Raw genomic sequence first — 21,446 nt, forward strand, 5'->3', positions numbered from 1 at the left:
CGTGGTTCCGCTCGACGAGTGAGCGCCCTTCTGCCCGATCCGGGTGGGAGGGCGCTCACGCGTTGACGCCCGGGTCCTCGACGAATGAGCGGAGACCACCGCGTCACGGTCGACCGACACCCCCGGGCCCCAGGTCCGGGGGCGTCGTGCTGTCCGGAGTGGTGCCTGCGTCGCAGACAGGTGAAGTGCTCCTCGGCCCCACGTCTGGTTGCCGACCGCGGCGCCCTGCGCGAGACCACACGGTGCGTGCCGAGCGGACACGTCGACGTCGAACCCACAGTGTGTTCGCCGAACCTGCCCCCGGCGGGTGTGGGATCGGCAGGGATCGTGTGGGTTCGGCCGGCAGGTGTGGGATCGGCAGGACCCGAGCCTCAGACGAGGGCGAGCCGGGTGGCCAGCGCGGCGGCCAGACCGAGCGCGACGTCGAACGCGACGTTCCAGGCCATGCTCACGCGTTCCGCCTGGCCCTGCGTGACCGCCCGGCGCATCATCACGGTCAGCGCCGCGGTCTGCACGGCGCCCGACGCCGCGCCGACGGCCGTGGCGGCGACGACGAACCGGAGCGGGTCGTCGTCGACCACCGCCCACGTCAGCGCGAGAGCGACCACGACCGACGCGACGAGCATCGTGCCGGGGCCGGACCAGCGGTCCGCGAGCCACCCCGCGACCGGCCGCCCGAGGGCCACGGCACCCTGGACGCTGAACGCCGCCACGAGCGCGACCGATCCCGCGTCCGAGTCGGAGAGCGCGCCGGCGGACGTGAGCATGAGCCCGTACGCGATCACCGCGAGGGTATGGACGAGGATGGTCGGTGCGGCGACGGCGACCATCGCGCTCCCCGAGCTCCCCGCGCCGTCGGGGCCCGTGGCCGCGGTCTGGGCGCTGCCGGACCGGGCCACCGTGGGGACGTGGTCCGTGGGGGCGTCGGTCAGGCCGGCGTGGCCGCGCTCGCCGACGCGCCGGGCCGCGGCGACGGGGATGAGCCCGAGGGCCGTGACCACGGCACCGGCGATCGCGACGCCGACGACCCCGACGCTGTTCGCCAGCGCGAGAGCCCCCGGGGCGGCGAGCGTCCCGCCGATCGCCGACGCCAGGCCGTAGATCCCCAGCGCACGTCCGGCCGTGCTCGCGTCGGCCAGCTCACGCGTCCAGGCCGCGCTCGTGACGACGAAGACCCCGAACCCGAGCCCCGTGAGCACGAGACCCGGCCAGCCGTCGGCGAACGGGAGCACGGCGAAGCCCACCGCCATCGCCGCCAGGCCGCCCCCGACCGACCGCGAACGCACCCGCAGCCACCGACCGAAGATCGTGACGAGCGGCTGGACCGCGACGACGCAGACCATGAACACGGCGGTACGGGTGCCCGCGGAGACGCTGCCGCCGGCGAGGGCGACCGGGGCCGAGGTGTACAGGCCGTAGAAGGTGCCGAAGCCGCAGGCCGACGCGATCGCCACGAGGAGGACCGCGCGCAGGTCGGGGCGCTCGATCCTGATGCGGGGTGCGAGGGACATAGGGCCAGGGTGCCCCAGTCCTGCGGCGGGTGGCACGGAGGGCCGGGCGGAAGCGGCGGACCGGCCGGTACCGGCGGACCGGGCGGCAGCGGTGGAGCGGGCGGTACCGGACGAGTCCCCCTCCGCTCCGCGTCGTCGTGCCGGGCTCAGCGCCCCTCCCCGAGCACCATCCACCGCGTGCCGCGCGAGCGCACGTAGGTCGTCACGGCGCGCGCCCCCATGAAGACGCCGGCGAACGCGATCCACAGCCACACCAGGCCCCAGGTGCCGCCGGGCCCGAGCTCGGCGACCGCCCATGCCGCGGGGAGATAGACGACGAGCGTGATGACGCCGGACACGGCGAGGAACGGCCCGTCGCCGGCGCCCATGAGGATCCCGTCGAGGACGTAGACCAGGCCGGCCAGCGCCATGAGGACCCCGACGACGACGAGGCACCACACGGCGGCCGACCGCACCTCGGGGTCGGACGTGAAGATCCGGACCAGCAGCGGTGAGCCGGCGGCGACCGCGACGCCGAGGACCAGCCCGCCGAGGATCCCCCAGCGCAGGCACCGCCCGACGAGGCGCCGGACGGCGCCGGGGTCGCCCCTGCCGAGCCCCTGACCGACCAGGGCCTGCGCGGCGATCGCGACGGCGTCGAGCGCGAACGCGCACAGCGACCAGATCGAGCTCGTCACCTGGTAGGCCGCGAGCCGGGCGGGGCCGAGCGCCGTGGCCACGGCGACCGTCACGAGGATCGCCGCGCGCAGCGAGAGGGTGCGCACGAACAGCGGGAGGCCCGCGCGGGCGGAGGCGAGGACCCCGAGACCGGAGGGGGCGAGCGAGACCTTGTACCGGCGTGCCCCACGGACGACGACGCCGGCGAGCACCGCACCCATGCCGATCTGCGCGATCGCCGTGCCGAGCCCGGAGCCGAGGATCCCCAGGCCCAGGCCGTAGATGAGGATCGCGTTGAGCACGGCGTTGGCTGCGGCACCACCGCCGGCGACGTACAGAGGCGTGCGCGTGTCGAGCAGGCCGCGCAGCGTCCCGGTCGCCGCAAGTACGACGAGCATCCCGGGCAGCCCGAAGGCGGATGCCCGTAGGTAGGTCACCGCCTCGTCGGCGACCTCGCCGCTCCCGCCCAGGGCGCCCACGAGCCAGGGCCCGCCGAGCAGGAGGGCCACGGCGAGCAGGAGCCCGAGGCCGACGGCGAGCCACATGCCGTCGACGCCCGCCCGGATGCCGCGCGCCCGCTGGCCGGCGCCCACGAGCCGGGCGGTCGCGGCCGTCGTCGCATAGGCGAGGAAGACGCACACCCCGACGATCGTCGTCAGCACGGCCTGGGCGATCGCGAGCCCCGCGAGCGAGGACGTCCCCAGGTGGCCGACCATCGCGGAGTCGATGATGAGCAGCAGCGGCTCGGCGACGAGCGCGCCGAGCGCGGGCACCGCGAGACGCAGGATCTGCCGGTCGACCTCACGGGGCGAGAGCTCCGGCCCGACGTCGGCACCCGGGTCCGTGGACATCTCTCCTCCTCAGGTGCTTGTCGGCCGGTACCGGGGTCACGGTAGGCCGGGGCCCGGGAGTGGGCGACCACGGCCCGAGGGGCGACCACAGCCCGAGGAACGGGTCGGCGCGGGGACCGCCCGAGGGTCGGGTCGGCGCGATGACCCCCCGGGGAGAGCGGGACGCGACATGGCCGCCCCGGCGGGAGTCCACACGACACGCCCAGCAATCTTCGTCCACACCCTGTGGGGCGTCCTCCGACGTCGTCGTAGGCCCGGTGCGCATCCGACCGGCTTCCTACCCACACCTTTGTCCACATCTGTGCACACCCTCACGGTGTTGGTCCACAGGGCGTCCACGGGTGTCGGCGCCTTCGTGCACAGTGGGGGTTTGGCACCGGGGCGGGACGGCCGTACCGTCGCCTGGCCCGACGTGCGTGCGGGCACCGAACAGGAGTGAGCGTGGCAGAGGATCCGGGCGTTTCGCGGGCCGACTTCGACCGGACCCCTCCGCAGGACGTGGCCGCCGAGCAGTCGGTGCTCGGCGGCATGCTGCTGAGCAAGGACGCGATCGCGGACGTGGTCGAGGAGGTCCGCGGCGTCGACTTCTACAAGCCCGCCCACGCCCTCGTCTACGAGGCGGTCATCGACCTGTTCGGTCGCGGCGAGCCCGCCGACCCGGTGACGGTCGCCGCCGAGCTCACCCGGCGCGGGGAGATGGCCCGCGTCGGCGGCGCGCCCTACCTGCACACCCTCGTCTCGTCGGTCCCGACGGCGGCGAACGCCGGCTACTACGCGCGCATCGTGCGCGAGCAGGCCGTCCTGCGCCGGCTCGTCCAGGCCGGCACCCGCATCGTGCAGCTCGGCTACGCGACCGACGGCGGCGACGTCGAGGAGATCGTCAACTCCGCCCAGGCCGAGGTGTACGCCGTCGCCGACCAGCGCAACGCGGAGGACTACCGGCCGCTGCGCGAGCTGGTGGACCCCACCCTCACCGAGCTGCAGCGCATCGAGTCCAAGACCGGCGACGACGGCGCCGTCCCGACCGGCTTCGCGGACCTCGACAGCCTGACGAACGGTCTGCACCCGGGGCAGATGGTCATCATCGCGGCGCGTCCCGCCATCGGCAAGTCCACGCTCGCGCTCGACATCTGCCGCACCGCGTCGATCCGCCATAACCATGCCTCGGTGATCTTCAGCCTCGAGATGGGGCGCACCGAGATCACCATGCGACTGCTGTCCGCGGAGGCCGGGGTCTCCCTCAAGCACATGCGCGAGGGCTCGATGCGGCAGGACGAGTGGGAGCGGGTCGCGGGGGCGGCGAGCCGGTCGTCGGGGGCCCCGCTGTTCGTCGACGACAGCCCCAACATGTCGCTCATGGAGATCCGGGCGAAGTGCCGGCGGCTCAAGCAGAACCACGACCTCAAGCTCATCGCCGTGGACTACCTCCAGCTCATGAGCTCGGGCAAGCGCGTGGAGTCGCGCCAGCAGGAGGTCTCGGAGTTCTCCCGTGCCCTCAAGCTGCTCGCGAAGGAGCTCGAGGTGCCGGTCATCGCCGTCGCCCAGCTCAACCGTGGTCCCGAGCAGCGCGGCGACAAGAAGCCGATGATGTCCGACCTGCGCGAGTCGGGCTCGCTCGAGCAGGACGCCGACGTCGTCATGCTGCTGCACCGCGAGGACGCCTACGAGAAGGAGCACCCGCGGGCCGGCGAGGCGGACATCATCATCGCCAAGCAGAGGAACGGACCCACCGGCACGGTGACGGTGGCGTTCCAGGGGCACTACTCGCGATTCGTCGACATGGGGCGCTGAGGGCCGGATTTCTCACAGCGGTGCCCGGCGGCCGCGCATCGCGATCCGGATCGGCCGCTGAGACGATGGTTCTCGGCATCCGGCGGGCTCGAGATGCGGGCCCCGTGACCTGGAGAACGGAGGGGTCGACCCGTGACAGACGTACCCGCGCAGGCCGGCGTGATCGGCGAGTGGTTCGCCTCGAACACCGGGGAGCTGATCTCCAGCCTGATCAACGTCGTCATCATCGTCCTGGTGGCGATCATCGCGCGCGCAGTCCTGGGGCGGGTGATCCTCCGGCTCGCCCAGAGGATCGTCCAGTCGCGGCAACAGCTGGACCGGGCCGCGTCCAACGCCCGGCGCAAGGTCACCAAGTCGATCCCCGACGAGGCCGCTCGCGTGCGCCGCCAGGAGCAGCGGGCGCAGACGATCGGCTCGGTGCTGCGCAGCATCGCCTCGTTCGTCATCTTCGGCGTGGCGTTCATGATGATCCTGGGCGAGTTCGGGATCAATCTCGGCCCGGTCCTGGCCAGCGCCGGCGTGCTGGGTCTGGCTATCGGCTTCGGCGCGCAGAGCCTCGTGCAGGACTTCATCGCCGGCCTGTTCATGATGTCGGAGGACCAGATCGGCGTGGGCGACGTGGTCGACGTCGGTGACGCGGTCGGCACGGTCGAGGAGATGACGATGAGGATCACGAAGATCCGCGACCTCGACGGCAACCTCTGGTACGTGCGCAACGGTGAGATCCGGCGGGTCGCCAACATGAACCAGGACTGGGCCAACGCGGTGATCGAGATTCCGCTGGACTACTCGGTCGACCTGGCCAGGGCGAAGCAGGTGATCGAGAGCGGCCTGGAGGAGTTCGCCGCGGACCCGGAGCTCGCCACCGAGATCCTCGACAAGCCCGAGGTGAGCGGTGTGACCGGCATCGGGAACGGCGCCGTGACGATGCGCATGATCATCAGGACCCGGCCCGGCTCGCAGTGGGCCGTCGGCCGCGCCGCCCGCGCGCACCTCAAGGGCCGATTCGACGCCGAGGGGATCCAGGTCGCGGTACCGATGTTCCCGCAGGCCGAGGTCGGAGCGACCAAGCAGGGCTGAGCGCGTGGCCTGCCCGCTACCTGCTGAGGTTGCGGAACTCCCGCACCGCGAGCGGGACGAAGATCGCCATGATGACGATCGGCCAGAGGATCGCGCCACCGATCGCGTGCCCGTCGATCCAGTAGCTCGCCTCGCCCGTGCCGGCGCCGGGGGTCGCGAACAGCTCGCGGATCGCGCTCGCAGTCGAGGACACCGGGTTCCACGCCGCGACCGCACCGAGCCAGCCCGGCATCATCTCCGGCGGGGTGAACACCGAGGAGATGAACCCCACCGGGAAGGCGACGGCGAACAGCGAACCGGCCACCTCGGTGTTCTTGATCCGCAGGCCCAGGTAGACGCCGACGAAGATGAGGGCCAGCCGCAGCCAGAGCAGCAGCGCGAACGCGAACAGGGCCTCACCCACGGTCCCGGCGGCCCGCCACCCGATGATCAGCGCGAGGACAGCGATGGTGGCGAGGTCGACGGCCGCCTGGATGAGGTCGGAGACCCCGCGTCCGGTCACCACCGCCGACGGGGACATCGGCATGGACCGGAAGCGGTCCATGAACCCCTTCTCCTTGTTGAGCGTCACGGCGAAGGCCGTGTTCATGAACCCGAAGGCCATGGTCATCGCGAACATCCCGGGCATGGCGTAGTCGATGTAGCCCTCGCCGGCGCCCTGCCCGGTGACGTCCATGGCCGAACCGAAGACGTAGACGAACATCAGCACCATCACCACGGGCATGCCGAGCTGCCAGGCGAACGTGGACGGCTGGCGCACCAGGTGGGTGAGCTCCTGCACGACGATCGTCCAGCAGTCCTTGACCGCCCACCTCAGGCGGGACAGGGGGTCGCTCGAGTGGACCGGTGCGGTGGGGACGGACGGGCCGGTCGCGGCCCGGTCGGTGGTGCTCATGAGGCGGCCTCCGTGGTGGTCCGGGCGGTCAGGTGCAGGAATGCCTCGTCGAGCGTGGGCCGGCGCAGCCCGATGTCGTCGATCTCCAGGCCGAGCCGGTCGATCTCGGCCGCCACCGCGGTCAGGGCGCGGACGCCCGCCGTGACGGGGGCGCTGACGCTGCCGTCGGTCACCGTCACCTCGGCGTCGGTGACCCGGCGGACGACCTCGGCGACGCGCGACATCGTGTCGGGGTCGGCCGCGGCGACCTCGAGCCGCTCGTCGCCCATGCGCCGCTTGAGCCCGGCCGGTGTGTCGTCGACGAAGTTCCGCCCCTGGTCGATCACGCTGATCCGGTCGCAGAGCTTGTCGGCCTCGTCGAGGTAGTGGGTCGTCAGCAGCACCGTGGTGCCCCGGGAGGCGAGGTCGCGCACCGCCTGCCAGACCTCGCGCCGCCCGGCGGGGTCCAGGCCGGTCGTCGGCTCGTCGAGGAAGAGCACCTTCGGGGCGAGGATCATGCTCGCGGCCAGGTCCAGCCGTCGCCGCATGCCTCCCGAGAAGGTCTTGGGTGAGCGCTTCGCGGCGTCCTGCAGCCCGAAGAGCTCTAGCAGCTCGTCCGCCCGACGACGCGCCGCCGCCTTCTCCAGCCGGAACAGCCTGCCGAAGATGGTGAGGTTCTGCCGGGCGCTGAGGATGTCGTCGACAGCGGTCTGCTGGCCGACCAGCCCGATGCTCGCGCGGACCTCGCGCGGACGGCTGCGCACGTCGTGCCCGGCCACGGACGCCTGGCCGGCGTCGGCCCGGGTGAGCGTCGCGAGGATGCGGACCGTCGTCGTCTTGCCCGCACCGTTCGGGCCGAGCAGGCCGTGGACGGAGCCGCGCAGCACGGCGAGATCCACCCCGTCCAGGGCCACCTTCTGCCCGTAGCGCTTGCTGAGGCCCACGGTGCGGACCGCGAATCCTGACTCGTTCATCGTCGCTCCCAGGCGTTCTGAGTACATTGCACGCAGGACGATAGCGTACGCTGTCCGCAGAACACAACAGCTTTCGGTGCAAGGGGTGGAGATGTCCGAGGAGAACCCGCTCGCGCGCAGTCATCAGCTGCTCTGGGAGGGCCTGCCGCCCGCGACGAAGGGTCCGAGACCCACGCTGACCCTCGACCAGATCGTCACCGCGGGCATCGGGATCGCCGACTCGGAGGGCATCGACGCACTCTCCATGCGCCGGCTCGCCACGGAGCTCGGGATGGGCACGATGTCGCTCTACCGGTACGTGCCCAGCAAGGCCGAGCTCCTCAACCTCATGCTCGACCACGTCAGCGGTGCCCAGCTCGGCCGCGTCGACCCGGACGGCGACTGGCGCGCCACGCTGACCTCGGTCGCGCGACGCGGCAGGGAAATGTACCTCAGCCACCGGTGGCTCCTCCAGGTCAACTGGTCGCGCCCGGTGCTCGGTCCCGGCAGCGTCTCCCAGATGGAGGAGACGGTCGCGGGCCTGACCGACCTGCCCTTCGGCGATCAGAAGATGATGATGGTGGTCTCCCTGCTCGACGCCTACGTCGTCGGCTCGGTCCGCGAGGAGATCCTCTACGAGCGCGCCGCCGAGGAGAGCGGCATGACGGAGGACGAGTTCTGGGACAACCAGATCCCGGTGCTGACCCGTGCCATGGAGTCGGGGAGCTACCCCGCGATGGCCGCTCTGGACTGGGACGTCTTCGATGCCGGCTGGGCCGACTCCTTCGAGCTCGGCCTGCAGTTCCTGCTGGACGGGATCGACGCCGAGGTCGCCCGTGGCCGCAAGGCTCGCTGAGCCGACACGGCTCAGCGCGGTAGCGGGACCTCGAGGTCGTAGGCCAGGACGATCGCCCTGACCAGCTGCTCCTCCTGCGCCGGTGTCACGAAGCCGATCGTGCGCCCCAGGTGTGCCGTGGGCACGGTGGTCACGTTGTCGATCGCGGCGACGCAGGGGTGATCCAGGCCGTTCTCCGGGCCGAGCGGTACTTCGCTGGACAGACCCTTGGCGGTCGTGGTGATCGGAGCGATCGTCACCTTGGTCATCGCGGTCCGGGCGGCCGGGCGCGTGAGTACGACCGCCGGCCGAGTCTTGTCGAGCCGAACGAGGCAGATCTCCCGCACGTCAGTCCTGGGCCGAGTGGTGCACGACGCTCCACTCGACCAGCGCGTCGAGATCGTCGCCCGCGCCCTGGTCGCGCAGGATCTGTGCGTCCCTCTCGGCGAGGCGATGCCGCAGCTCGCGCTCGAGCGCCGAGGTCACGACCTCGGCGCGGCTGGTGGCAGCACCCTGACCGACGACGTCGTCGAGGAATGTCACGAGACTGTCGGGAAGTCGAAGTGTGATCTGCGTGCTCACGCGACAACAGTACCAAACTGAATCCCGGATCGGGATTCAGTCGGTCGGACCTGAAATCGCTGGCGTCCGCCCTCCGCCGAGGCCACGATCAGCAGGTGAGCACGAGCCCCTACCCCCTGACCACCGACCGGCTGACCGTGCGCATGGTGAACGGCGAGGACGTCGACGTGCTCACGGAGTACCGCAACGACCCGGCCGTCAACGCCCTGCAGGACTGGGACCTGCCCTACCCCCGCGAGCGCGCCGAACGGCTCGCCGCCGCCCACGCGGACCGGGACGACGTCGTGCCGGGCACCGGCACCCAGCTGGCCGTCGAGGCCGACGGCCGGCTGGTCGGCGACCTGTACGTCGGCCTCGACGACCACTCGGGCATCGCCGAGATCGGCTTCACGCTCGCGGCCGCGCACCAGGGCCAGGGATACGCCCTCGAGGCGGCCTCCGCGGTCGTCGACGACCTCGTCGACCGCCTCGGCGTGCACCGTGTCGTCGCCGAGCTCTCGCCGGACAACCGCGCCTCCGCACGACTCCTCGAGCGCCTCGGCATGACCTTCGAGCTCCTCGCGGAGAAGTCCTACCGGTGGCGGGGGACGTGGGACGACAACCTCCGCTACGCGATGACCGCCGACGAACGCCGTGCCTGGCGCGACCGCCCGCGCAGCGCGCCGCAGGAGGTCCGGCTCGTCGAGCTGGACCACGAGAACGCCTGGGCCTACCGGCGGCTGCGCTCGCACCGGTCGCAGGAGCTGTTCGTCGCGAGCGTCGACCATTCCTACACGGACGCGCTGTTCCCCGAGCCCGAGGACGGCCACCCCGTCGTCCCCGTGCTGCGGGGCATCGAGGCCGACGGCGAGCCGGCCGGCTTCCTCATGTGGGCGGACGCCGTCAACGCCGGCACACCGGATCCGTACCTCTGGCGGTTCCTCGTCGACCGGCGGCACCAGGGGCGGGGCATCGGCCGACGTGCGCTGGAGCTGTGGACCGCGGACCTGCGCGCCGCCGGCCACTCGGCGGTCGAGACCAGCTGGGTCCAGGCCCCGGGCGGCCCCGAGCCGTTCTACCTGGGGATGGGCTTCGTGCTCACCGGCGCGTACGACGACGGCGAGGCCGTGGCCCGGCTGTCGCTGTAGGGGAGGCGCTGGTCGCTCGGGATCGTCGCGACGCCCTTGTCGACGCCCTGGCAGAGGCTCTGTCGGTGCCCCGTCCACCTCCGACCGGTACGCTCGGTGTGGACATCCCCACAGCACGCTCGTCACGACGCCGACGTCACCGAGGAGGCTGCCGCCATGACGTCCACCGACACCGCCGTCGCCCCGGACGGCCCCACCGCGCCCGCCGACCGGAGCTCGACCAGCCCGCTCGGCCGCGTCACGGCCGAGCTCGCCCGCACGTTCGACGTCGATCGGATCATCACCGACCGGCAGCGTCTTCAGACCTACGAGTGCGATGGTCTGGCCCAGTACCGGACGGTGCCGGGTCTCGTCGTGCTCGCACGCGATGCGGACGACGTCGCGCGGGCCGTCCGCGTGTGCGCCGCCCACCGGGTCCCGTTCGTCGCACGCGGCTCGGGTACGGGTCTGTCGGGCGGTGCGCTCCCGCACGCGGAGGGCGTCCTCGTCGTCATGTCCCAGATGCGCAGCATCAAGGAGATCGATGCCGCGAACCAGCGCGCGGTGGTCGACCCGGGCGTCATCAACCTCGCCCTGTCCCGTGCGGCGACGCCCGACGGCTACTACTTCGCGCCGGACCCCTCGAGCCAGACGATCTGCTCGATCGGAGGCAACGTCGCCGAGAACTCGGGCGGCGCGCACTGCCTGAAGTACGGCTTCACCGTCAACCACGTCACCGGCGTCGACCTCGTCACCCCGGGCGGTGAGCGGGTCGAGATCGGCGGGAAGGCCCCCGACCCTCCGGGCTACGACCTGCTGGGCGCCCTCGTCGGCTCGGAGGGCACGCTCGGCATCGTCACCGAGGTGACGGTGCGCCTCACCCGGCTGCCGCAGGAGGTCCAGACCGTCCTCGCAGGGTTCCGGTCGGTCGACGACGCGGGGGCCGCGACCTCGGCGATCATCGCTGCCGGCGTGATCCCGGCGGCCATCGAGATGATGGACGCGCTCGCCATCGAGGCGGCGGAGGAGGCGGTCGCCTGCGGCTATCCCGACGGCGCGGGGGCGGTGCTGGTCATCGAGGTCGACGGCTCGTCGGCCGACGTCGCAGGAGAGCTGGCCGAGGTGCTGCACCACTGCGACGCGAACGGGTCGTTCGAGACGCGGCTGGCGGCGGACGACGTCGAGCGCGCCCTCATCTGGAAGGGCCGCAAGTCTGCGTTCGCGGCCGTCGGTCGGATCAGCCCGGACTACATCGTTCAGGACGGCGTCATCCCGAGGACCGCACTGCCCGACGTGCTGCGCCGGATCGCCGACCTGTCCGAGGAGAAGGGCGTGCGGGTGGCCAACGTGTTCCACGCGGGCGACGGCAACCTGCACCCGCTCGTCCTCTTCGACGACGCCGAGGAGGGTGCCGCCGAGCGCGCCGAGGAGGTGGCCGGCGGGATCCTCGACCTGTGCATCGAGGGCGGCGGGTCGATCACCGGCGAGCACGGCGTCGGGTCCGACAAGGCGAAGCACATGCCGCGGATGTTCACCGCCGCCGACCTCGACACGATGCAGGCGGTGCGGTGCGCGTTCGACCCCGAGAACATCTCCAACCCCGGAAAGATCTTCCCGACCCCGCGCCTGTGCGGCGAGCGGCCGGGCCGGCACCAGGGGGCGCACCCGCTCCAGGAGGCCGGCCTGGCGGAGGTGTTCTGATGTCGGCGACGGGTGCGGCCACGCGCGGTGGACCGGCAAGGCCGGGCGGCCCCGATCTCGCGGCCCTGGCCAGGAGCCTCGGCGGCGAGGGCGAGGTCCGCGAGGCGGGCCCGGGCGACGTCGTCGACGGTGTGCCGGCGGCCGTCGTCGCCCGGCCGACGTCGATCGACGGCGTCTCCCGTGTGGTCCGGGAGGCCACCGGCCAGGGGCTCGTCACCGTCGCGCGCGGCGGCGCGACCGCGCTCGACCGGGCGGCGCCCCCCGAGCGTGTCGACGTCGTCCTCGACACCACCGGGCTGGACCGGCTGGTCGAGCACGGGGCCGGCGACCTCGTCGTCGTCGCCGAGGCCGGGCTGCGGCTGCGCGACCTGCAGGCGCAGCTGACCGGCGCCGGCCAGGAGCTCGTGGCCGAGGTCGGGCGGGAGCGGTTCGAGGGTGGGTCGACCGTCGGCGGCGCCCTCGCGACGGGCGCGTCGGGTCCGCGGCGGGTCCTGCGCCACGCGCTGCGCGACCTCGTGCTCGGCACGACCGTGGTCCTGGCGGACGGGACCGTTGCCGCCTCGGGCGGCAAGGTCGTCAAGAACGTCGCCGGCTACGACCTGGCCAAGCTGATGACGGGCTCCTACGGCACCCTGGGGATCATCGTGCGGGCGGCGTTCCGGCTGCACCCCGTCCCGGTCGACCGGCGCTTCGTCGTGCGCAGCGGCGCGCTCGACGAGGTCGCCGACCTCGCCCGGGCGGTGCTCGGCTCCCAGGTGGCCCCCGCCGCCGTCGAGATCGACCGCCCGGCCGGCAGCGACGAGGCGACCCTCGCCGTGCTGCTCGAGGGTGGGACCGACGGCGTCGCCGCCCGGGCCGCCGAGGTCGCCGACCTGATCGGTGGTCGCCTCGCCGAGGAGCCCGCGTGGTGGGACCGTGCGCCCGACGGCGCGGTGAGCGCGCGGGCCACCGCGACCCTGGTCGGGGTGCGCGAGGTGCTGCTCGCGGCCCGCGCGGCGGAGCAGGCGCACGGGACCGGCGTCGCCGTGCGCGGCTCGGCGGCGGGCGTGCTGGACGTCGGTATCGACGGCGCGGACGTGGCCGGCACCGTCGATCGGCTGCGGGCCGCGGCCCCCGACCCGCGGGAGGGCACCGTCGTCGTCCTGCGCGCACCGGCCGCGATCCGCGAGGGCCTCGACGCGTGGGGACCGGTCGGCGGGATCGAGCTCATGCGCAGCATCAAGGAACGCCTGGACCCGGGCCGGAACCTCGCGCCCGGACGCTTCGTGGGAGGAATCTGATGAGCACGGACATGCACCGGCTCGACATGACGGACACGGCGGCCCGGTCGGGCCACGCGCAGACCGACGTCCTGGGCCTGGCGGCCTTCGACGACCACCACCCGCCCTCGCGCGAGCTCATCGACGACTGCGTGCACTGCGGCTTCTGCCTGCCCGCCTGCCCCACCTACGAGCTGTGGGGCGAGGAGATGGACTCCCCGCGCGGGCGCATCTACCTCATGCAGCAGGGCCTGGAGGACCAGCCGATGAGCCCGGCCATGGTCCAGCACATGGACGCCTGCCTGGGCTGCATGGCGTGCGTGACCGCCTGCCCGTCGGGCGTCCAGTACGACAAGCTCATCGAGGCCACCCGCCAGCAGGTCGAACGGCGCGGCAGGCAGCACCGGACCGTGGCGCAGCGCGCCCTGCGGCAGGGCATCTTCGCGCTGTTCCCCCGGCCCGAGCGCCTGCGACTCGTCCGCGGACCCCTCGCGCTGTACCAGAGGAGCGGGCTGAGCAGGCTCGTGCGCGGCTCGAAGGTCCTGGAGAAGATCTCCCCGACCCTGGCCACGATGGAGGCCGTCGCCCCGCCGATCGGGCGCCGGGTGCGCATCCCCGCCCACATGCCCGCCAGGAGCGAGCGCCGGATGACGGTGGGCCTGCTGCTCGGCTGCGTCCAGCGCGAGTTCTACCCCGGCGTCAACGCCGCCACGGTGCGCGTGCTCAACATGGAGGGCTGCGACGTCGTCACGCCGCCGTCCCAGGGCTGCTGCGGCGCCCTGTCCGTGCACGCCGGCCGCGAGGCCGAGGGCCTGACCTACGCGCGCCGACTCATCGACACCTTCAGCGAGGCCGGCGTCGAGCGGATCATCGTCAACTCCGCCGGCTGCGGGTCCACCATGAAGGAGTACGCCCACCTGCTGGCCGACGACCCCGACTACGCCGACCGCGCCCGGGAGTTCTCGGAGAAGGTCCGGGACGTCTCCGAGATCCTCGTCGAGCTCGGCCCCGTCGCGCCCCGGCACCCCCTGCCGATGACGATCGCCTACCACGACGCCTGCCACCTCTCGCACGCGCAGAAGGTGCGGTCCCAGCCCCGCCGGCTGCTGGGCGACATCCCCGGCGTGACGATCAAGGAGATCGCCGACGGCGACCTGTGCTGCGGCTCCGCGGGAATCTACAACCTCGTCAACCCCGAACCGGCGCGCGAGCTGGGGGACAAGAAGGCGACGAACGTGGCGGCGACCGAGGCCGAGCTGCTCGTGACCTCCAACCCCGGCTGCCTGCTGCAGATCACCGACGCCCTGTCCCGCCAGGGCAAGCACATGTCGACCGCGCACATGATCCAGGTCCTCGATGCCTCCCTGCTCGGCAAGGACGTCGGCACCCTCGTCGACGAGGCGCCGACGACCGTGCGCGCCCCCGACACCCCCGAACGGGCCGGCGGCTGCGCCTGCGGAAAAACCGGCGGCTGCGGCGGCTGACGCGAGGCGGCGCGCCGGTCCCTGACGGCCGGCCGGTCGGCATCGACGCGACGTCGTCGGTCGAAATGTCCGCTCGACGAGGCGCGAGGCGTTAGGTTGTCCGCACGACCGGCAACTGGATACAGAGCTTCACCCCTCGACATCCCACGAATCGGCAACGGTGCCGAGCCCGGAGGTCCAGATGGACAACCTCGTCGTACTCGCTCTCTTCGCCATCCTTCCCATCCTCGTCATCGGTGTCCTGCTCGTCGGCCTGCGCTGGCCGGCGAAGTACGCGATGCCGGTCGGACTCGTCGTCATCGTCGTCATCGCCGCCGCCGTGTGGGAGATGTCGTGGACCACGATCGGCGCGTCCGTCGTCCAGGGCCTCCTCGTCGCCATCGGCCTGCTGTGGATCGTGTTCGGCGCGCTGCTGCTGCTCGAGACGATCACCAAGAGCGGGGCGCTGCACTCGATCCGCGCGGGCTTCACCACCATCAGCGCCGACCGGCGTGTCCAGGTGGTCATCATCGCCTGGCTGTTCGGGTCCTTCATCGAGGGTGCCGCCGGCTTCGGCACGCCGGCGGCGGTCGTCGCGCCGCTGCTGCTCGCGCTGGGCTTCCCGGCGATGGCGGCGGTCATGGCGGGCCTGATCATCCAGTCCACGCCGGTCAGCTTCGGCGCGGTCGGCACCCCGATGCTCGTGGGGATCGGCAATGGCCTGTCAGGCACGGACGGGAGCTTCGTCCCGGCGGTCGCGGGACGCGCGGACGAGCTCGGCATGAGTCACTCGGAGTTCGTCGCCCACACGGCGACCCAGGTGGCCACGATCCACGCGATCGTCGGTGTCCTCGTCCCGCTGTTCCTGGTCTGCCTGATGACCGGGTTCTTCGGGGAGAAGCGCAGCTTCCGGGCGGGGCTGGCGGTCGCGCCGTTCGCCCTCTACGCCGCGCTCGCCATGATCCTGCCGTACCTCGCCGTCGCCTACCTGCTCGGCCCCGAGTTCCCGGCCATGATCGGTGGCTTCGTCGGGCTCGCCGTCGTGATGTTCACGTCGTCGAAGGGCTTCCTCATGCCCACGGACACGTGGGACTTCCCGCCGAAGGAGCGCTGGAGCGACCGGTGGATCGGCACCGTGGACCCGGAGGCCGGGGCCACCGTGCTGAAGAAGAAGATGCCGATCGCCATGGCCTGGATGCCGTACGTCGTCGTGGCCGCGGTCCTGCTCGTCACCCGCAACGTGCCGGCGATCACGGAGTTCCTCACCGGACCGGCGGTCCTCCAGGTCAACGACATCTTCGGCACCGGGATCTCCCAGAACATGGACCTGCTGTACTCGCCCGGCGCCGTGTTCCTGCTCGCGGTGCTCATCACCTACGTCCTGCACAGGATGAACGTCCACCAGATCGCGGCGTCGTGGAAGGTGGCGGGCGGGCAGATCGCCGCTGCCGCCGTCGCACTGCTCTGCGCGCTGCCGCTCGTGCGCATCTTCATCAACTCCGGCAGCGAGTTCAACCAGGCGGGACTGGAGTCCATGCCGATCACGCTCGCCGAGGTGGCGGCGAACGCGACCGGAGAGGGCTGGCCGGTCCTCGCTCCGTTCATCGGCGCGCTCGGTGCCTTCGCCGCCGGCTCGAACACGGTGTCGAACCTGATGTTCTCCCTGTTCCAGTACTCGACCGGCGAGAACATCGGCGCGAACGGTCCGGAGACGGTCGTCGCCGCCCAGGCCGTGGGCGGCGCCGCGGGCAACATGGTCACGGTGCACAACGTCGTCGCAGCGGCGGCCACCGTGGGCCTGCTGGGCCGGGAGGGCGACCTCATCCGCAAGACGATCATCCCGATGACCTACTACTGCCTGGCCGCGGGATCGATCGCCTACATGTGGATCTTCGGGGTCGGCCTCAACGTCGGCACGATCGTGTGCGTGCTCGTCATCGTCGCGCTCGCGGTCGGCATCTGGCGGATCTCGACGATGCCCGACGTCCCGAACAAGCAGCTCCTGCCGGCCGGACGGTGACGGCCGCCGCTGCGGGCTCGACCGAGGCGGACCAGGTCAGGGGCTCCCGCCGCGCAGGACGTCGACGTGCACGTGGTCGAGGTGCCGCAGGATCTCGCCGCCCGGCTCGGGCGCGTCGTAGGGCTGCCACCGACCGCTCCGGCTGTGCGCGCTCCAGATGCGGTCGTCGAAGATCACGTACTGGATGTCGAGGGTGTCCTCGTGGGCGACGAGCCAGTGCGCCAGCAGCCAGCCACGACGTCGGTTCTCCTCGGTGACGGGCTGGTAGAAGATGTCGATCGCCCGCCCGTCGTTGTGCGTCGACTCGCCCGCGCGCTGCACGCCACCGGGTGCGAACCCGCCGAGGACCTGATCGCCGAACACCACCGTCATCTGCTCGAGCACCGCCTGCGCCCGCGGGGTGAGGCCGGAGCCGGTGATCTGCTCCTCAGCCAGGTCGTCCGCGGCGGAACCGCGGCAGGACAGGCTCGGTCCGGCGCCCTCCGGCGGGCCGTCCGCCAGCACGCGCAGCACGGCGTCGTCGACGTCGGAGGTGTCGGGCGCCGTGACCGCCGAGCCGTCCCGGGTGTCGGCGGCGACCGCCGTCGTCGCCCGTCGCGCCTGGTCGCGCGTGAGCCCGACCGGACCGTCCGGGCCGGCCACCTCGCACTCGGGCTCGCTCCCCGGGACGGGCAGCCCCTCCTCGCGCACGAGCTCGACGACCCGAGGCCCGACGACGACGAGAGCCACCGCGAGGAGCACCACCACGGCCCAGGTGGCCCAGCGCCGGCGCCCGATTGCGCCTCGGCCGTTCCGTCGGGTCCGCGCCCCGGAGTGGTGGCGCCGCGCTGCTCGGCCTGACGGCGCATCGGTCACGCCCACGAGTCAAGCACGGGTCGGCAGCCTTGATCGGTGATCGACCACCCCCCAGCGCGTCCCTGCGTGGCGACGACGTGCCGCGCCTGGCGAGGTTGTGCCTCGCACGCACGACCTCGCCAGCCAGGGCACGACCTCGGTGGGTCGGGGCGACACCCCGTCGGCCGGCCGACACTCGCGACGCCCCCTGCCACCTGGGCTGTTGACGACGCCGCGGCGAGCCAATACCCTTCCCAAATCGATTCAGGCCCGAATCGATTTGGGAATGTCCATCAGGTCCGGTCCGAAGGAGAACCGCATGACCACATCGACCGACGAACGTCGACCGCACCCCGTCGACGAGATCCCGCCCGTCCGCAAGATCGTCCCGTTCGGCCTGCAGCACGTGCTCGTGATGTCGGCCGCGCCCATCTCGTCCGTCTTCCTCGTGGGAGCGAGTCTCCAGCTCGAGCCGGACCTCATCGTCCAGCTGCTCAGCATCACGTTCGTCTTCTCGGGGATCGGCTCGATCATCCAGTCGATGGGGCGCTGGGGCATCGGCGTGCGGCTGCCGTTCATGATGCTTCCCGGCGGCGCGCCGGTGGTCATGTTCATCGCCATCGCCTCCGAGCACGGCCCGGCGACGGCGTCCGGAGCGGTGCTGCTCACCGCGGTCTTCTACTTCATCGTGCTACCGGTGTTCAGCCGCATCATCAAGTTCTTCCCGTCCCTGGTGATCGGCACGATGATCGTCGTCGTCGGCGTCAACCTCATCCGCATCAACGTGCTGCTCGTGACGGGACGTCCCGAGGAGGAGACCTTCGGCGATCCGGTCGGCGTCGCGCTCGGCATCATGACGATGGTCCTCATCGTCCTGCTCTTCCGGGTGCTGCGCGGCATGGTGCGCCAGCTCGCGGTGATGATCGGCCTGGTCGCGGCGACCGGCATCGCGGCGCTGCTCGGACGGGTGGACGTCCCCGACCTGTCGGGACCGGTCGCCACGGTGCCCGAGCTGTTCCCGTTCGGCACGCCGCAGTTCGACATCCTCGCCTCGATCCCGCTGCTGATCTTCTGCCTCGCCTCGATGGCGGAGGCCACCGGCCAGACCGCGATCAACGCGGAGATCGTCGGCAAGAGGATCGACATCACCAGGGCGGCACCCCGCACCATCCGCGCCGACGCGCTCGTCTCGCTCTTCGCCGGCATGTTCGGCACCTCGCTCATGGTGACGAGCGGCGAGAACATCGGCATCGTGCGGGTGAGCAACGTCAAGAGCCGCTTCGTCACGGCGGCGGCGGGTGTCATCCTCATCGTCATCGGACTGATCACCCCGGTCGCCCGGATCATCTACGCGATCCCGGCCCCCGTGGTCGGCGGGACCGGCGTCGTCGTGTTCGCGATCCTCACCGTCATCGGCCTGCAGATGCTGGGCCGCTCCGACCTGGGCGACCAGCGGAACATGCTCGTCGTCGCCGCGGGCCTGAGCTTCGGCCTGCTCCCGATCGTGGTGCCCGGCGCCTACGACGGCCTCCAGTCCACCCTCGGAAGCATCCTCTCGAGCGGGGTCGCCATGGGCGCCCTGGTCGCGGTGCTCGTGAACATCCTGTTCAACCACATCGGACGCCGTTCCACGGACGCCGCTGCGCCCGCCGACGACTCGGAGGACGACGGCGGGGCCATCGGGGCAGAGGCTGACGCCGACCGGTCGGTCGGGGCCACCGTCGACGCCCGGTCGCACGACGACGAAACCCTCGAGCGCCGGCGCCCGAGCGCCGAGAACCGTGAAGGAGAACGATGAGCGACCTCGCCGCTCTGCACGAGCGCCCCACGCTGCTGATCCCCGAGCTGACGCTGCTGCCCGAGGGGGTGCGCACCGACCGCGCGGTGCTCGTCGACGACGGTCGGGTGTCCGACGTCGGACCGGCCGACGAGATGCGGCTCCGCCACCCGGAGGCGGCGACGATCGAGCTGCCCCGGCGGCTGCTCATGCCCGGCTTCGTCGACGCGCACCACCACCTCACCCAGTCGTTCGGCAAGTCGCTCGTGTTCGGCGAGCCGTCGGAGATCTTCCGCCGCGTCTGGGTCCCGATGGAGGCGCACCTGGACGAGGAGGCCATCGACGTCGCCACCCGGCTCGCCGCGTGGGAGTCGCTGCGCGGCGGGTTCACCACCGTCGCCGACGCCGGCACGCGGGCCACCGTCGACGGCGGGGTGGACACCCTCGCCGCCGCCACGACCGCGCTCGGGGTGCGGTGCGTCCTCGGCGTCATCTGCAACGACATGGTCGCCGGAGAACGCGTCGCCGAGGTCGACGACGTCCTGGCGTCCGCCGAGCGGCACCTCGACCGATGGTCGGAGGACGCGCTCGTGCACCCGTCCCTGGCGGTGTCGCTGCCGGAGGTCGCCTCGGACGAGATGCTCGGGGCCGTCACCTCGCTCGCCCGCCGTGCGGGCGTGACTTTCCAGACCCATCTCAACGAGCACCTCGCTGCCGTCGAGCGGTCGTTGGAGGCCACGGGGCTGCGCCCGCTGGAGCGGCTCGCCCAGCTCGACGCGCTCGGGCCCGAGCTCCTGGCCGCGCATGCCACCCTGCTCACACCACGGGAGATCACACTGCTGCGCGACAGCGGCGGTGCGGTCTCCTACAACCCGGTGGCCAGCTCGTGGAAGGGCAACGCGGTGGCGCAGGCGCTGCTCATGCACGAGCTCGGCGTGCGGCTCGGCCTGGGCACCGACGGCACCCGCGGGGACGCGTTCCGGCTGCTGGACGCGGCCGAGACCGCCCAGCGCCTCACCTACGGCCTGGCGTCCGGCGACTCCTCGGTCGGCGGCGGCTGGCCGTGGCTGGAGCAGGGCCTGACCGGTGGGGCGGACGCCGTCGGACTCGGTGGCGAGGTCGGCACGATCGGCCCGGGGGCCCACGCGGACCTCCTGGTCCTCGACGTCGACGTCCCCGAGCTCGTGCCCTCCTGGGACCTGCCGTGGGAGCTCGTCCGGCTCGCCGGCAAGGACCAGATCGAGTCCGTGGTGGTCGGTGGCCGGCTCCGCCTGTCGGCGGGCCGTCCGGTGGACCTCGACGGCGACGCGCTGCTGGACCGGGCGCGCGCGATCGCGCACCGGGCCGTCGAGGACGCCCCCATCCACATGGTCCACCCGTTCTCCGCCGAGCACCGGGAACGCCTCCGCGGCGTGCACGCATGACCGAGGCGGCCTTCGCGCTGGTCGCCGTGACCGTCCTGGTCGCGGCGTTCGTCCAGGGCTCGACGGGGATGGGGTTCGCGCTCATCGCCGCGCCCGTGGTCACCCTGATCGACCCCCGGCTGCTGCCGGTGCTCCTGCTCGTGCTCATGCTGCCCCTCAACGGGTACGTCGCGTGGCGCGAGCGGGAGCACCTGGACTGGCGGGGGGTCCGCTGGATCAGCGTGGGCCGGTTCGCCGGCACCTTCGCCGGGCTCTGGATCCTGATCCTGGTGAACCTCGACCAGCTCGCGCTGCTCATCGGCTGGTCGACGATCATCGCGGCCGTCGCGGCGCTGCTCGCGCCCGCGTTCGACCCCAACCGGACGGGCCTCGTGGTCGTCGGGCTCATCACCGGCGTCACCGAGACCTCCACCGGCGTGGGTGGCCCGCCGCTCGCGCTGGCCTACCAGCACAAGAGCGGCCCGACCCTCCGGGCGACCGTGGCGGTCTGCTTCCTCGTGGGCGAGGTGATCTCGCTGGTGGTCCTCGGCGTGAGCGGGCAGATCGAGCTTCGCACCCTGGGCCTGAGCGCCGTGCTCGTGCCGTTCGTCGTCGTCGGTGCGTTCGTCAGCCGGTGGGTGCACCACCGCCTCGACGGCCCCCTCCTGCGGATGCTGGTGCTGGGATTCGCCATCATCTCGGGGATCGTCGTCCTCCTCTAGCCGCGTCACCAGCACGGTGACGGACGA

The 21,446-nt window shown here is 72.1% G+C and carries 18 protein-coding genes; 11 read left to right on the forward strand and 7 right to left on the reverse strand.

The annotated features are described in order from the left end of the window. Positions 1-371 precede the first annotated feature (371 nt). Together ACPYO4_RS00690 and ACPYO4_RS00695 are read right to left on the reverse strand one after the other, a co-directional pair. Positions 372-1,511, reverse strand: coding sequence for an MFS transporter (locus ACPYO4_RS00690; protein ID WP_425707276.1), 1,140 nt, complete (start codon positions 1,509-1,511; stop codon positions 372-374). Between the two features lie 146 nt (positions 1,512-1,657). Further along, complete coding sequence (locus ACPYO4_RS00695; protein WP_425707277.1) at positions 1,658-3,019, reverse strand: MATE family efflux transporter; 1,362 nt, start codon at positions 3,017-3,019, stop codon at positions 1,658-1,660. 441 nt (positions 3,020-3,460) lie between these two features. On the opposite strand from ACPYO4_RS00695, the gene dnaB reads away from it, so the two are divergent. Together dnaB and ACPYO4_RS00705 are read left to right on the forward strand one after the other, a co-directional pair. After that, positions 3,461-4,810 (forward strand): replicative DNA helicase, encoded by a 1,350-nt coding sequence (gene dnaB, locus ACPYO4_RS00700; RefSeq protein WP_425707278.1) that lies wholly within the window; start codon positions 3,461-3,463, stop codon positions 4,808-4,810. A gap of 132 nt (positions 4,811-4,942) precedes the next feature. Continuing rightward, positions 4,943-5,890 carry a mechanosensitive ion channel family protein gene (locus ACPYO4_RS00705; RefSeq protein WP_425707279.1) on the forward strand — a complete coding sequence of 316 codons (948 nt, stop codon included), beginning with the start codon at positions 4,943-4,945 and terminating at the stop codon, positions 5,888-5,890. Positions 5,891-5,906: 16 nt separating this feature from the next. On the opposite strand, the gene ACPYO4_RS00710 is transcribed toward ACPYO4_RS00705, so the two are convergent. Together ACPYO4_RS00710 and ACPYO4_RS00715 are read right to left on the reverse strand one after the other, a co-directional pair. Beyond that, positions 5,907-6,785, reverse strand: a complete 879-nt coding sequence (locus tag ACPYO4_RS00710; RefSeq protein ID WP_425707280.1) for an ABC transporter permease — start codon at positions 6,783-6,785, stop codon at positions 5,907-5,909. Continuing rightward, entirely contained in the window at positions 6,782-7,738 is a 957-nt protein-coding gene (locus ACPYO4_RS00715) for an ATP-binding cassette domain-containing protein (protein WP_425707281.1), read from the reverse strand. Before ACPYO4_RS00715 ends, ACPYO4_RS00710 begins: the two co-directional genes overlap by 4 nt. A gap of 91 nt (positions 7,739-7,829) precedes the next feature. On the opposite strand from ACPYO4_RS00715, the gene ACPYO4_RS00720 reads away from it, so the two are divergent. Further along, a complete protein-coding gene (locus ACPYO4_RS00720) occupies positions 7,830-8,573 on the forward strand; it encodes a TetR/AcrR family transcriptional regulator (protein ID WP_425707282.1) in 744 nt (247 codons plus the stop codon). 11 nt (positions 8,574-8,584) lie between these two features. Here ACPYO4_RS00720 and ACPYO4_RS00725 read toward each other — a convergent pair whose 3' ends face one another. Both ACPYO4_RS00725 and ACPYO4_RS00730 read right to left on the reverse strand, forming a co-directional pair. Continuing rightward, positions 8,585-8,899 (reverse strand): type II toxin-antitoxin system PemK/MazF family toxin, encoded by a 315-nt coding sequence (locus ACPYO4_RS00725; protein ID WP_425707283.1) that lies wholly within the window; start codon positions 8,897-8,899, stop codon positions 8,585-8,587. A 1-nt stretch (position 8,900) separates the two neighbouring features. Further along, a complete protein-coding gene (locus ACPYO4_RS00730; protein WP_425707284.1) occupies positions 8,901-9,134 on the reverse strand; it encodes a YlcI/YnfO family protein in 234 nt (77 codons plus the stop codon). Positions 9,135-9,229: 95 nt separating this feature from the next. On the opposite strand from ACPYO4_RS00730, the gene ACPYO4_RS00735 reads away from it, so the two are divergent. From ACPYO4_RS00735 to ACPYO4_RS00755, 5 genes are all read left to right on the forward strand, one after another. Further along, on the forward strand, positions 9,230-10,261 hold the full coding sequence (locus ACPYO4_RS00735) for a GNAT family N-acetyltransferase (protein ID WP_425707285.1): 1,032 nt from the start codon (positions 9,230-9,232) through the stop codon (positions 10,259-10,261). Between the two features lie 156 nt (positions 10,262-10,417). Beyond that, positions 10,418-11,941 (forward strand): FAD-linked oxidase C-terminal domain-containing protein, encoded by a 1,524-nt coding sequence (locus ACPYO4_RS00740; protein ID WP_425707286.1) that lies wholly within the window; start codon positions 10,418-10,420, stop codon positions 11,939-11,941. Continuing rightward, positions 11,941-13,221, forward strand: a complete 1,281-nt coding sequence (locus ACPYO4_RS00745; protein ID WP_425707287.1) for an FAD-binding oxidoreductase — start codon at positions 11,941-11,943, stop codon at positions 13,219-13,221. The genes ACPYO4_RS00740 and ACPYO4_RS00745 overlap by 1 nt, the downstream gene beginning before the upstream one ends. Further along, positions 13,221-14,684, forward strand: coding sequence for a glycolate oxidase subunit GlcF (gene glcF, locus ACPYO4_RS00750; RefSeq protein WP_425707288.1), 1,464 nt, complete (start codon positions 13,221-13,223; stop codon positions 14,682-14,684). The genes ACPYO4_RS00745 and glcF overlap by 1 nt, the downstream gene beginning before the upstream one ends. A gap of 160 nt (positions 14,685-14,844) precedes the next feature. After that, positions 14,845-16,683: an L-lactate permease gene (locus tag ACPYO4_RS00755; RefSeq protein WP_425707289.1), complete on the forward strand. Its 1,839-nt coding sequence runs from the start codon at positions 14,845-14,847 to the stop codon at positions 16,681-16,683. A 36-nt stretch (positions 16,684-16,719) separates the two neighbouring features. Here the strand turns inward: ACPYO4_RS00755 and ACPYO4_RS00760 are convergent, their stop codons facing one another. Further along, a complete protein-coding gene (locus ACPYO4_RS00760) occupies positions 16,720-17,412 on the reverse strand; it encodes a hypothetical protein (RefSeq protein WP_425707290.1) in 693 nt (230 codons plus the stop codon). A 424-nt stretch (positions 17,413-17,836) separates the two neighbouring features. Here ACPYO4_RS00760 and ACPYO4_RS00765 point away from each other — a divergent pair, with 424 nt between their 5' ends. Genes ACPYO4_RS00765 through ACPYO4_RS00775 form a run of 3 tightly spaced genes read left to right on the forward strand, consistent with a single transcriptional unit; the run spans position 17,837 to position 21,419 of the window. Beyond that, on the forward strand, positions 17,837-19,315 hold the full coding sequence (locus ACPYO4_RS00765) for a uracil-xanthine permease family protein (RefSeq protein WP_425707291.1): 1,479 nt from the start codon (positions 17,837-17,839) through the stop codon (positions 19,313-19,315). Continuing rightward, entirely contained in the window at positions 19,312-20,718 is a 1,407-nt protein-coding gene (locus ACPYO4_RS00770) for an amidohydrolase family protein (RefSeq protein ID WP_425707292.1), read from the forward strand. Before ACPYO4_RS00765 ends, ACPYO4_RS00770 begins: the two co-directional genes overlap by 4 nt. Continuing rightward, positions 20,715-21,419: a sulfite exporter TauE/SafE family protein gene (locus ACPYO4_RS00775; protein ID WP_425707293.1), complete on the forward strand. Its 705-nt coding sequence runs from the start codon at positions 20,715-20,717 to the stop codon at positions 21,417-21,419. The genes ACPYO4_RS00770 and ACPYO4_RS00775 overlap by 4 nt, the downstream gene beginning before the upstream one ends. Positions 21,420-21,446 lie beyond the last annotated feature (27 nt).

This window comes from Georgenia sp. Z1491, from assembly GCF_049856175.1.
Lineage (GTDB): Bacteria > Actinomycetota > Actinomycetes > Actinomycetales > Actinomycetaceae > JB111.